This is a genomic window from Dokdonella koreensis DS-123, assembly GCF_001632775.1.
GTDB lineage: Bacteria > Pseudomonadota > Gammaproteobacteria > Xanthomonadales > Rhodanobacteraceae > Dokdonella > Dokdonella koreensis.
The window spans coordinates 1,521,093-1,533,700 of record NZ_CP015249.1 but is presented as its reverse complement, the minus strand read 5'-3'; the positions used below and the strand labels follow the sequence as shown (position 1 = coordinate 1,533,700).

The window sequence follows — 12,608 nt, the reverse complement described above, 5'->3', positions numbered from 1 at the left end:
GGCGCCGTTCAATTTCGTTCAAGACGCCGGGCGAGGACTGCGCGTAAGGTGCCTTCGACCCGTCCACCGGAGCGCCCCATGGCCGTCCACGAGCTGTTCGCCTACCTGCACGTCAACGACGCCGATGCCGCGATCGCGTTCTACGCACGCGCGTTCGACGCCACCGAGAAGTTCCGCCTGACCGAGCCCGGCGGCCGCGTCGGCCATGCCGAGCTCGACTTCGGCGGCAGCACGCTGATGCTGGCCGAGGAATTCCCCGAGTTCGGCATCCGCTCGCCGCCGACGATCGGCGACACCACCGTCACGCTGCACCTGCACGTGGACGATGCCGATGCGACGATCGCGCGCGCGGTCGCGGCCGGCGCGACGCTGGAATCGGCACCGAAGGATGCGTTCTACGGCGAGCGCTCCGGCGCGATCCGCGATCCGTTCGGGCACCGGTGGAACATCGGCCACAGCATCGAGGAGGTCGCACCCGAGGAAATGCAGCGCCGCTACGATGCGCTGTTCGCGGGCGCCTAGCGAACCGCGCTGCGTGCGGTCCGCCGCGTCGCCGCCGCGTCCTGCCACCACGGCCGGCCGTACGGGAACGAACGCAGCAGCGTCCGCAAACGGACGCTGCTCGCCGCCGCCGCATGTGCATGCCGGCGGTGCGCCGTCGCCGTCGCGATGGCACGGTGCTTGCTGCAACGGGACCGTACCGATCGCCTGGAGCGCCTGCCGATGCTGAACTCCCTGACTGCCGCCTGGCGGCGCCTGCGTCGGCCCGGCAACCGCGGCTATGCGCTGGCCGCCCTGGTCACCCTGACACTCGGCGTCGCCTCCGTGGTCACCGTCTACGCCTTGCTGTACCGCGTGCTGCTGGAGCCGCTGCCGGTCGCCGACGAGTCGACGCTGATGTCGGTATCCGGCCGCAACGATGCGCGCAGCGTCACCGGCTTCGCGGTGTCGGAGCCGGACTTCAGGTCGTTCCAGGAAGCGCGCGGCTTCAGTGCGATGGCGGCCTTCAAGCGCCGCGGCGTGAGCGTGCGCACGGCCGAGGGCACCGAGCGCATCGACGCGCTGCTGGTCAGCCCGGACATGAACGCGGTTCTCGGCGTCGCTCCGCTGCTCGGCCGCGCGCTCGACGGCGGCGAGGACGATCGCGCATCGGCGATGCTGGTCTCCGCCACGCTCTGGCGCGACCGCTTCGGCGGCGATGCCGCCGTGCTCGGCCGCACCCTGGTCGTCGAAGGGCGCGAACGCACCATCGTCGGCGTCGTGCCGGACGACATCGGCGTCGCCGCCCGCACGGACCTGTGGCTGCCGCTGACGGTGACGCCGCGCGAGGAGGCCAACCGCGGTGACCGCCGGCTCGACGTCGTCGCGCGCCTCGCTCCCGGCACCACCCGGGCCCAGGCGCAGAACGAACTCGACACGATCGCCGCCGAGCTGGCGCGCCAGTACCCGGACAGCAATGCCGACTGGGGCATCACGGTGGCCCCGGTGCGCGAGCAACTGGTCGGCGCGGACGAACGCACGCGCCTGTGGGTGCTGCTGGGCGCCGTGGCGCTGTTGCTGCTGGTCACCTGCAGCAACCTCGCCGGCCTGCAGATCGCCCGTGCCGCCGATCGCCAGCACGAGCTGGGTGTGCGCCAGGCGCTCGGTGCCAGCCGCAGCCAGCTGCGGCTGGACGTGCTGGCGGAGACCGCGCTCCTCGTCGTCGCCGGTGCCGCCCTGGCCCTGCCGCTGGCAGCGGCCCTGCTGCGGATCGCCGCGCAGACCCTGCAGGCGAGCCAGCCGCGCCTGACCACCCTCGGCATCGACCCGCTGGTCGCCGCCACGGCCATCGCCGCCTGCGCGCTGACGGCGCTGGCGTTCACCAGCGTGCCGGCGGCGATCGCGGCGCGTGCGGCGCCCACCGTGGCGCTCAATCGCGCGCGCAACGCGCTCGGCCGGCGCAGCGCCCCGCTGCGGGCCGGCCTGGTGGTGGCCCAGTTCGCGATCGCCACCGTGCTGCTGAGCGGCGCGCTGGCACTGGGTGGCCGGCTCTGGACGCTGGCACAGGCCAACCTGGGCTACCAGACCGCGCACCTGCTGACCGCGCGCATCTCGCTGCCGACGCTCGACTCGAGCGAGGTCTTCGATGCGCAGCGCCGCGCCCTGGCCAGCGTGGCCGAGGCGGTGCAGGCCCTGCCGGGCGTGCGCGCGGCGACGATCGCCAGCGAGGCGCCGCTCGGCTCGGTCGACACCCAGTCGGAGGTCGCACCCGGGCCGATGCCGGCCGAGGTGTCACCGCCGGAGCGCCGGGTGCAGGCGTCCTGGCGCATCGTCGACGCCCGCTATTTCGAGACCTTCGGCATTCCGCTGATCGCCGGCCGCCCGTTCGCGCGCGAGAACGAGCCCACCGACCGCATCATCCTCAGCCGCACCGTCGCCGAGCGCGTGTTCGGCTCCACCGACGTGGTCGGCCGGCTCGTCACGATGGGCAACGGCCAGCGCCGCGAAGTGGTCGGCGTGGCCGAGGACACCTTCCAGCGCAAGGTCGCCGACGGCGTGTCGCCGACCGTCTACATGCCGATCACCTGGTACCTGTGGGAGACGATGACGCTCGCCGTGCGCACCGATGCCGAACCGGCGGCGGTCGCCGCCGGCATCCGCGCACAGGCCGCACGGCTGATGCCGGACCGCCCGCTCTACGACCTGCGCACGATGGACGAGGCGGTCACCGCGTCGACCGCCGGGCCGCGCCTGCAGGCGGTGGTCGTCGCCCTGTTCGCGCTGGCCGCCGCGCTGATCGCCGCCGTCGGCATCGGCGCGGTCACCGCCTACCTGATCGCGCGCCGGACGACCGAGTTCGCGCTGCGCTTCGCGCTCGGCGCCTCGCCGCTGCGCGTACGCCTGCGCGTGCTGGCCGGTGCCGGCGGCCTGGCGCTGGCCGGCATCGCGCTCGGCGCGCTCAACCTGGTCACCTTCGAGCGGCTCGGCCTGCACCGCGATGCCGGTGCCGAGCACCTGCCGGCCGCGTTCGCGATCAGTGCGGCGGTGCTGCTGGCGACCTGCCTGTTGGCCTGCTGGTGGCCGGCGCGGCGCGCCGCACGCATCGCCCCGGCGCTGGCGCTGCGCGGCGACTAGCCGCGCCCGTCACACGCCCCGGCGGCCGAGCCGGTAGAATCGGCCGCTTTCCCGATCGAAGCGGAGCGATGCTGGACCGATTGCCGTTGTGGGTGCGCGACTGGCTGGGCGTGATCATGCCTTCCGCGCAGATCGTGCTGATCGTGCTGGTCGCCTGGCTGCTGCGCGCCCTGCTGGGGCGCCTGCTCGAACGCATCGGCACGCGCTACGACCTGCCCAAGGAGCTGGTGGTCGGCGTCCGCCGCGTGTTCGGCTTCGTGATCTACACCGCCGCGCTGCTGGCCGTGCTCGACCGCCTGGGCGTGTCCGGCACGGTGCTGTGGACCGCCTTCACCGGCTTCGCCGCGGTCGGCGCCGTCGCGTTCTTCGCCGCCTGGAGCGTGCTGTCGAACATCTTCTGCACGGTGCTGATCTTCACGACGCGGCCGTTCCGCCTCAACGACCAGATCGAGCTGCTCGAGAACGGCGAGAAGCCCGGCCTCAAGGGGCGCGTGATCGACGTCAACCTGATCTACACGACCTTGCTGGAAAGCCACGAGAACCGGCCCGACACGGTGCTGCAGATCCCGAACAACCTGTTCTTCCAGCGCACGGTCCGGCGCTGGCACGGCCGTGGCCTGCCGCAGGCCTAGCCGGACGCGCGCGCACCGCATCGGCTAGCATCGCGCTCCTCGTCGTTCCACCGGAGGAGCCGTCCATGCCGCTGCGCACCCTGTCCCTCGCGATCGCGACCGCACTCGCCCTGACGGCCTGCCAGGCGCCGCCGGAGGCACCCCCGGCATCGACCGCCGAGGCACCGCCGCCGGCCGCCGCTCCGGCGACCCGTGCCGACATCGCCGCCAAGGTGGCCGCCTATGCGGAAGTGGCGCTCACCGCCGACCTCTCGCACCTGGCCGAAGGCGATCGCCAGGCACTGGCGCTGCTGATCGAGGCCGGCGAGGTGATCGACGGCCTGTTCTGGAAGCAGGTCTGGGGCGACCGCGAATCCCTCCTCGCACGCATCGACGACCCGGCGACGCGCCGCTTCGCCGAGATCAACTACGGCCCCTGGGATCGCCTCGACGACGACCGGCCGTTCGTCGCCGGCATCGGCCCGCGGCCGCCCGGCGCCCGCTTCTATCCGGAAGACATGACCCGCGCGGAGTTCGAGCAGGCCGACCTGCCCGGCAAGTCCAGCCTCTACACGGTGATCCGGCGCACCGATGCCGGCACGCTCGCGGCCGTGCCGTACCACGAGGCCTACCGCGCCGAGCTGGAACGGGTCGCCGCCCTGCTGCGGCAGGCCGCCGCCGTCGCCTCCGATGCCGGCTTCCGCCACTACCTCGGGCTGCGCGCCGACGCGCTGCTCGACAGCGACTACCAGCCCAGCGACATGGCCTGGATGGACATGAAGACCAGCCCGATCGACGTGGTGATCGGCCCGATCGAGAGCTACCAGGACGCGCTGTTCGGCACCAAGACCGCGTTCGAGGCCTTCGTTCTGGTCAAGGACGTGGCCTGGAGCGAGCGCCTGGCGCGCTTCGCCAAGCACCTGCCCGCGCTGCAGCGCGGCCTGCCGGTGGCCGAGGCCTACAAGCGCGAGACGCCCGGCACCGATGCCGACCTCAACGCCTATTTCGCGCTCTACTACGGCGGCGACGCCAACGCCGGTGCCAAGACGATCGCCATCAACCTGCCCAACGACGAGGAAGTACAGCTCGCCAAGGGCTCGCGCCGCCTGCAGCTGGAAAACACCATGCGCGCCAAGTTCGACACGATCCTGATGCCGATCGCGCGCGAGCTCATCGCCGAGGACCAGCTCGACCACGTGGCCTTCGACGCGTTCTTCGAGAACGTCATGTTCCACGAGGTCGCCCATGGCCTGGGGATCAAGAACACGCTCGACGGCAAAGGCACGGTGCGCGAGGCGCTGACCGACCTGGCCAGCAGCTACGAGGAAGGCAAGGCCGACATCCTGGGCCTCTACATGATCGGCAAGCTCGGCCAGATGGGCGAGCTCGATCCGGCCCGGCTGCACGACAACTACGTGACCTTCCTGGCCGGCCTGTTCCGCTCGGTGCGGTTCGGGGCGAGCAGCGCCCACGGCCAGGCCAACATGGTCGCATTCAATTTCCTCGAACAGGCCGGCGCCTTCAGCCGCGACCCGGCCAGCGGCCGCTACCGGGTGGATTTCGACCGCATGGCGCAGGCCGTCGACGCCTTGTCGGCCCGCATCCTGACCCTGCAGGGCGACGGCGACTACGCCGGCGCCAAGGCGCTGCGCGACCAGCTCGGCCGGATCGGCCCGGCGCTGGCCGGCGACCTGGCGCGGTTGGAACAGCGGTCGATTCCGGTGGACATCGTGCTCAAGCAGGGACGCGCGCAGCTCGGGCTCTGACCGGCCACGCGGTACGGCTCAGGCCGCGAACGGCCATTCGCCGAGGACCGTGTACTCGCGCTGCCCGTCCACGCTGTACACCAGTTGGAAACCGGCCGGCCGCAGCAGCACCGGCGCCACCGGCACCAGCGGCGGGTCCGGATCGACATAGGCCAGCGTCAGGTGCGGCAGCAGGCTGCCACCGGTCTCGGACCGCAGGCCGACCGCGAGCAGTTGCCGGCCCAGCGCCGCGTGGAACGCCCGCAGCGGCTCCGGAACCACCGATGCCGCCAGGGCCAGCGCCGGCCGGCGACGGTCGCCGAGCGCAGCCAGGCGATCGAGCGCCAGCACGAAGGCCCGGCCCTGCACGCGGCCCGCCGCCTCGCCTGCCTGCGCCACCTGCTCCGCGCGCGGACCGGCGCTCTGGCCGAGGTAGTGCAGCGTCAGGTGATGGCGTGAGGGCCGCACCCAGTGCGCCGTCGGAACGGTGCCGCGCACGCTCGCGGCCACCGCCTCGACCGCCCGGCACTCGGCCGCCGCCGGCCGCAGCGCGAAGAACAGGCGATGCGTCGGCAGGCGCTCGACCGTCGCGAACAGGTCCTTTTGCATCCGCGCCGGCGCCCGCTAGTGCACGCGCGGCGGTCGCGCCGGCGATGGCCGCGCGGCGATGCCGGACGGTTTCATGGTGCTGCCGCGGCCGCCGCCGGCGGATACAGCGCGCGCAGCACCTGCGGCGCCAGCGCGCGGTAGATCGTCGCGTGGGTCAGGTCCGGACGCGGCACCGCCTGCCAGCGCAGCTGGGGCGGCGCATGCCGCTGCAGCAGGCCGCTCAGGCGCTCGGACGGGGGGCCGATGTTGGTTTCGTCGGCCCAGGCGAGGTACAGCTGCACCGGCCGCTGCGGCCAGGCGTCCAGCTGCGGTGCTGCACCGTCCACCAGCGCGCCGCCGTTCCACCACAGGCTCGGGCTGAGCGCGATCGAGACATCGAACAGGCCCGGCTGCAGCAGGAAGGTCTCGACGACGAAGAAACCGGCCAGCGACTCGCCGATGATGCCGCGCTCGCCGGTCGTGCGGTAGCGCGCATCGATCCATGCCATCAGCTCCTCGGCGATGAACCCGCGGAACGCCGCCGATCCGCCGACCCGCGGCGCCACCAGGCGATCGCTGGCGACCGTGGTCGGACCGGTCATGTCGCGACGCCGCTCGGTGTTCTCGATGCCGACGAGGATGACCGGGCGCATCTGGCCGGCCGCGATCAAGGCGTCGATGGTGGTGGCCAGGTGCGGGAAGTCCTCCGCCAGCCCGCCGTCGGGCATGTACAGCACGTCGAACCGCGCGGTCGCGTATCGGGCGTACTGCGGCGGCAGGTAGAGGTTGATCCGCCGCGTTTCGTCCAGCCGCGCCGACGGCAGCGTGAAGGTCGCGTGGGCGGGCACCGCCTCGGCGGCCGTCTGCGCCGGCCACGCCGGGGCGATGGCCTCCGCGGAAGGCGCCAGGAGCAGGATCGCGGTAGCCATCAGGAGGCGCTTCGGCATCGGGCGATGGTCGCATCGGAAGTACGGGGCGCTACTTTGCCCTGCGCGCGTGCGGTTGCGTAGCCCCGCAGCCGGGCTCGGCCTGCTTGCATCGAGAACGGCGGAATCCGTCCGGCACGCGGCGCCTGCGCAAGCCGCGGCACGGAGGTACCCCGTCCGAGCGCGCGGGCGGCACCGCTCGGGCCGGGTCACAGGCGAAGTGTTCAGGGGGCTCCGTGCCGCGACAGGGGGAGCCGCGGGCAGCCGGTGCGACGCCGATCGCCGGTTGCCGGCGCATCCCACCCGGAACCGCGGCAAGCGCCGATGCGCCCCGGTGCGAAAACGCACCCGGCAGCCTCGACATTGAATACTTGCCGTCTTTTCCCGACAATCGCCGGCCCGATTCGTGCGCGGCAAGGGTTCGGCCCTCGTCTAGCCCGATGCGCGATCGCTCGCGCAGACTCGCCCGCCCCCACAGCAGACCCCTTCATGTCGCGACCTTCCTCGCTCGATCACGAACAGCTCCTGGCCTGCGCGCGCGGCGAGCTGTTCGGCCCCGGCAATGCCCGCCTGCCGGCGCCGCCGATGCTGATGTTCGACCGCATCACGCGCATTGACGATCGCGGCGGCGCCTTCGACAAGGGCCTGATCCATGCCGAGCTCGACATCCGGCCGGACCTGTGGTTCTTCGGCTGCCACTTCGAGGGCGACCCGGTGATGCCGGGCTGCCTCGGCCTGGATGCGATGTGGCAGCTCACCGGCTTCTTCCTGCCGTGGCTCGGCGAACCCGGCCGCGGCCGCGCGCTGGGCGTGGGCCAGGTCAAGTTCAGCGGCCAGGTGCTGCCGTCGGCGCGCCAGGTCCGCTACGAGATCGACATCCGCCGCGTGATGCGCGGCAAGCTGGCGCTGGTGATCGCGAACGGCCGCACCTATGTCGACGACCGGCCGATCTACGCCGCCGACGACCTGCGCGTGGGCCTGTTCCAGTCCACCGAGGGCTTCTAGGCCATGCGCCGCGTGGTAGTGACGGGCATCGGCATCGCCTCGTGCATCGGTGACACGCTCGCCGAGGTCGCCACGGCGCTGCGCGAAGGCCGCAGCGGCATCCGCACCGCGCCCGAGCAGGCCGAGCGCGGGTTGCGCAGCCGCATCGCCGGCGCCCCGCAGACCGACCTGGTCGCGGCGATCGACCGCAAGCTCAAGCGCTTCATGGGCGATGCCGCCGCCTACACCTATGTGGCGATGCGCGACGCGATCGCCGATGCCGGCCTGTCCGCCGACGAGGTCAGCCACCCGCGCACCGGCGCCATCGCCGGCTCCGGCGGCGGCTCGGCGCAGTGGCAGATCGAGACCGGCGACCTGCTGCGCGAGAAGGGCGTGCGCCGCGTCGGCCCGTACATGGTGCCGCGGACGATGTGCTCGACCGTGTCGGCCACGCTGGCGACGGCATTCAGCATCCTCGGCCTCAGCTATTCGATCTCCGCGGCCTGTGCCACCTCCGCGCACTGCATCGGCGCCGCGGCCGACCTGATCCGCCACGGCGCCCAGGACGTGATGTTCGCCGGCGGCGGCGAGGAGCTGCACTGGGGCATGACCGCCCAGTTCGACGCGATGGGTGCGCTCTCCACCGGCTTCAACGACACGCCCGAGCGCGCTTCGCGCCCCTACGATGCGGACCGCGACGGCTTCGTCATCGGCGCCGGCGGCGGCATCCTGGTGCTGGAAGACTACGAGCGTGCCCGCGCGCGCGGCGCGCGCATCCATGCCGAGCTGGTCGGCTACGGCGTGACCTCCGACGGCGGCGACATGGTCGCGCCGTCCGGCGAAGGCGCGGTGCGCTGCATGCAGATGGCCTTACACGGCCTCGCCGCACCGATCGACTACGTCAACACGCACGGCACGGCGACACCGGTCGGCGACATCGTCGAGCTGGAGGCGCTGCGCGCGGTCTTCGGCGCGGCCGTGCCGCCGCTGTCCTCGACCAAGGCGCTGACCGGCCATTCGCTCGGCGCCGCCAGCGTGCACGAGGCGATCTACAGCCTGCTGATGCTGCGCGACGGCTTCATGGCCGGCTCGGCCAACATCGACACGCTCGATCCGCGCGCGGAAGGTTTCCCGGTGCTGCGCGAGAGCCGCGACGCCCGGCTCGACACGGTGATGTCCAACAGCTTCGGCTTCGGCGGCACCAACGCCAGCCTGGTGTTCGCGCGGGTCTGACGACCCGCGCGCCGCGCACGGGCGGGGAATCCGCCCGACGGCTGCAACCGATCGGCAAGCCCCCGCATCTCCTAGGCATCACTGCGCCGAGGGACCTGCCATGCCGTTTTCCGTTTCCGCCCCCCGCGCCGCGCTCGCGGCGCTACTGGCCCTCCTGGCCGGAGCCGCCGCCGCGACGCCGCGCAGCGCCGTCGACGGCATCGCCCAGGCGATCGAGGATCGCTACTACGACGAGGCGCGTGCGGGCCAGATCGCCGCCGAGCTGCGGGCTGCCGCGACCGCCGGAACGTTCGACGCGCTGACCGATCCGCGTGACCTGGCCACCGCGCTGGCCGAGCGCCTGCGGCCGTCCGATGCGCATTTCAACGTGCGCTGGGTCGATCCGGCGGCGGACGCGCCGCGGCCGGCGCGCGAGGCGCCGCCACCCGAGCGCGAGCGCCGTGGCAACTACGGCATCCAGCGGGTCGAGGTACTGCCGGGCAATATCGGCTACCTGGACCTGCGCCTGCTCGCCGGCTTCGAGTTCGGCGAACCCGACGCACCGGCCCGCCGGGCGATCGAGGCGGCCCTGGACCTGCTTTCGCGCACCGACGGCATGATCCTCGATCTTCGCCAGTCGCCGGGCGGCTCGCCGGCGATGGTGGGCTATCTCGCCAGCGCCTTCACCGCGCGCGGCAAGGACGTCTTCAACACCTTCCACGGCCGCAACGGCCGGACGATGAGCGAAGCGCCGCTCGACTGGTACCCGTCGCCACGCGTAGAGGTGCCGCTGTTCGTGCTGACCAGCGGGCGGACCGGCTCGGCCGCCGAGGCGCTCGCCTATACGCTGCAGCAGTCCGGTCGCGCCCGCGTGGTCGGCCAGACCACCGGCGGCGCCGCTAACCCCGGCGACGAGGTCGATGCCGGCGACGGCTTCCGCGTCTTCGTGTCGGTGGCGACACCGGTCAATCCGATCAGCCGCGACAACTGGGAAGGTCGCGGCGTCGTTCCCGACATCGCGGCGCCGGTCGATGGTGCTACCGGCAAGGCCCAGCGCCTGGCCCTGGCCGCGATCCTGGCGCGCCGGCCGGACGCCACCGACGCCCGCTGGGTGCTCGATGCGCTGCAGGCGGCGGATGCGCCGCCCAAGTCGATCGACACCGGCCGGTTCGTGGGGCACTACGGCGAACTGCGCGTACGCGCCGAGGCCGGCGGCCTGCTGCTCGAACGCGGCCGCCGCCCGCCGCAGCTGCTGCTGCCGCTCGAAGGCGACCTGTTCAGCGTGGCCGACGATCCGACGCGCCGCGTCGCCTTCCAGCACGACGCTGCCGGCGCGATCGTCGCGCTGGAAACCCTGTCCAGCGACGGTGCCACCACGCGCCACCGGCGCGAGAACTGAGCGGTCGGATCGCGCCGCAACGGACGGTGGCGCAGAGGCGGACCGCGCTGCCGCATCCGCTGATCCGCGTGCCGGCCGCTGCGCCATCGTCGCGCGCCATGTCCCATCCCTGCCTTCGCTGCGGTGCCTGCTGCGCGGTGTATCGCGTCGCGTTCTACTGCACCGAAGCAGCGACGACGTTGGGCGGCCCGGTGCCGCCGGAGCTGACCGTCCGGCTGGACCGGCACCGGCTGGCGATGAAGGGCGCCGAGGGCAGCGATCCGCGCTGCGGAGCGCTGGCCGGCACCGTGGACGCCACGGCCGCCTGCACGATCTACGCGCGCCGCCCGTCGCCATGCCGCGAACCGGCGCCGGCCTGGGAGGCCGGCCGAGCGAGCCCGTCGTGCGACCGTGCGCGCAGCGCGCACGGCCTGCCGCCGCTGAAGGCCACGGACTGGGACACCTCCACCGCAGCCTAGCCGAAGACGCGGACCGGTGCGTGCTCGCTTCGGCGGTACGGCGGCACGGGCCGGAGGCGCGGCGATCGACGACCGGAACTACGGCATCAGCGATACCAGCTCCAGCAATCGTCCGGTGATCGACTGCACCGCGTACTCGTCGATGCCGCCGGCCGGGTTGTTGGCCATCGCGACCACGACGTACGGGTCCTCGCCGGCGTTCTCGAGCATCCAGGCGTGGGTCAGCACGTGGTAGCCGGTCCCGGACGAAAGGCTGCCGCCCTTGTACCAGACGCGGTCCCATCGGCCGCGTACGTCGGGCTGGGCCGCCTGCGCCCCCAGGGCGGCGTCGACCGTGATCAGTGCCTCGGACCCCTGCGGCAGGCGGCGCAACTGGCCGAAGGCGCGACAGACGTCCGACGCGCTGGCGCGCCAGGTGCCGTCGGTCAGCAGCCCGGCATGGAAGAACGGCCCACCGGTGTTCGGGCCGAGCGGCTCGATGCGTTCGGCCAGGAACTGCCGCTTGTAGGCCTGGCTGCCGGTGACGTAGCCCAGCGCCTCGTCCAGCGGGAACGAACGGAACAGGTGGAACTGCTCGCTGATGCCGAGCAAGGGCGTGAGGAGATCGGGCTGGGCGACGCCGAAGCCGGCCACGACCTGGTCGAGCCGCTCGCGGCCGACCCGCTGGTGCAGCAGGTCGGTCGCGGTGTTGTCGCTGTTGCCCATCATCAGCGTCGCCAGCTCGGCCACCGGGAACGGCGTGTCCAACGGCTCGCTGTTGATGATGCCGCCCGGCGCGAGCTCCGAGGCGACCATCGGCACCTGCTCGGCCGCTGCCAGCGGGCCGGCGGCGATCGCGCGGCCGACGCCACCGAGCACCCAGAGCTTGAACACCGAGGCGGTCGCCCGCGGCAGGTCGGCGCTGCGGCCGGCGATCTCGCTGCACTGGCCGCCGCTGCCGATGCGGCCGACGAACAACCCCGGACCCGGCGACAGCATGGCGAACTTGTCGGCCGCCTGCGCCAGCGTCAGCGTGCGGTCGACCGGATACTGGACCGAGCCGCCGTAGCTGCTGACGCCGAACAGCACGATGCGGCCGTCGCCGGCGTACCGCGTGCCGAAGCTCAGGAACCCTGACGGCGGCGGACTGCCCGGCGAGTCGATCACCACCGTCGCGCGCACCGGTGTCAGGCCGATCACGTCGGTGATGACCGCATCGGGATAGCTGGCACGTACCGAGGCGATGAACGCCTGGGTCTGCGCCGCCGGCGTCTGGCTCAGCCAGCCGGCATCGAAATGCGCGTTGATCTCGGCAATCGACGTCGTCTCGCCGGCCGCCAGTTCGCCGATCAGCCAGCGCAGCTGGTCGGCCGCCGGTCCCGGCGGCAGCAGGTACTGCCCGCCGACCACCGGGAACAGCGGCGCGATCGACGGCGGCTCGAAGCCGTCGACGAACAGCGGCCGCGCCTGCGCCGTGGTCAGCGCCATCACACCCACCAGCACGCCCAGATACCGCTTCATGGCCGTTTCCCCCTCGCGATCGAACGCCGTATCGCGCAGCCCCGCCGAACGCGCGGGCCGCCGTCGCTTTC

The 12,608-nt window shown here is 72.7% G+C and carries 11 protein-coding genes; 8 read left to right on the top strand and 3 right to left on the bottom strand.

Annotated elements, in window-relative coordinates; translation table 11 throughout:
- Nucleotides 1-78 precede the first annotated feature (78 nt).
- The 4 genes from I596_RS05995 (at nt 79) to I596_RS05980 (ending at nt 5,491) form a co-directional block, all read left to right on the top strand.
- On the top strand, nt 79-522 hold the full coding sequence (locus I596_RS05995; protein WP_067645473.1) for a VOC family protein: 444 nt from the start codon (nt 79-81) through the stop codon (nt 520-522).
- Nucleotides 523-723: 201 nt separating this feature from the next.
- Nucleotides 724-3,114, top strand: a complete 2,391-nt coding sequence (locus I596_RS05990; protein WP_190279000.1) for an ABC transporter permease — start codon at nt 724-726, stop codon at nt 3,112-3,114.
- Between the two features lie 68 nt (nt 3,115-3,182).
- A complete protein-coding gene (locus I596_RS05985; RefSeq protein ID WP_067645469.1) occupies nt 3,183-3,746 on the top strand; it encodes a mechanosensitive ion channel family protein in 564 nt (187 codons plus the stop codon).
- A gap of 65 nt (nt 3,747-3,811) precedes the next feature.
- Nucleotides 3,812-5,491, top strand: a complete 1,680-nt coding sequence (locus I596_RS05980; protein WP_067645467.1) for a dipeptidyl-peptidase 3 family protein — start codon at nt 3,812-3,814, stop codon at nt 5,489-5,491.
- 18 nt (nt 5,492-5,509) lie between these two features.
- Here the strand turns inward: I596_RS05980 and I596_RS05975 are convergent, their stop codons facing one another.
- On the bottom strand, nt 5,510-6,079 hold the full coding sequence (locus I596_RS05975) for a 2'-5' RNA ligase family protein (RefSeq protein WP_067645465.1): 570 nt from the start codon (nt 6,077-6,079) through the stop codon (nt 5,510-5,512).
- A 71-nt stretch (nt 6,080-6,150) separates the two neighbouring features.
- Nucleotides 6,151-7,005 (bottom strand): alpha/beta hydrolase, encoded by an 855-nt coding sequence (locus tag I596_RS05970; RefSeq protein ID WP_067645463.1) that lies wholly within the window; start codon nt 7,003-7,005, stop codon nt 6,151-6,153.
- 468 nt (nt 7,006-7,473) lie between these two features.
- Between I596_RS05970 and fabA the strand changes: the two genes are divergently transcribed.
- From fabA to I596_RS05950, 4 genes are all read left to right on the top strand, one after another.
- Entirely contained in the window at nt 7,474-7,989 is a 516-nt protein-coding gene (gene fabA / locus I596_RS05965) for a 3-hydroxyacyl-[acyl-carrier-protein] dehydratase FabA (protein WP_067645461.1), read from the top strand.
- A 3-nt stretch (nt 7,990-7,992) separates the two neighbouring features.
- Complete coding sequence (fabB, locus tag I596_RS05960) at nt 7,993-9,201, top strand: beta-ketoacyl-ACP synthase I (RefSeq protein ID WP_067645459.1); 1,209 nt, start codon at nt 7,993-7,995, stop codon at nt 9,199-9,201.
- 100 nt (nt 9,202-9,301) lie between these two features.
- Nucleotides 9,302-10,579, top strand: coding sequence for a S41 family peptidase (locus tag I596_RS05955; protein WP_067645457.1), 1,278 nt, complete (start codon nt 9,302-9,304; stop codon nt 10,577-10,579).
- Between the two features lie 98 nt (nt 10,580-10,677).
- Nucleotides 10,678-11,037, top strand: coding sequence for a YkgJ family cysteine cluster protein (locus I596_RS05950; protein ID WP_067651510.1), 360 nt, complete (start codon nt 10,678-10,680; stop codon nt 11,035-11,037).
- A 78-nt stretch (nt 11,038-11,115) separates the two neighbouring features.
- On the opposite strand, the gene I596_RS05945 is transcribed toward I596_RS05950, so the two are convergent.
- On the bottom strand, nt 11,116-12,537 hold the full coding sequence (locus tag I596_RS05945; protein ID WP_067645455.1) for a serine hydrolase: 1,422 nt from the start codon (nt 12,535-12,537) through the stop codon (nt 11,116-11,118).
- Between the last annotated feature and the right edge of the window lie 71 nt (nt 12,538-12,608).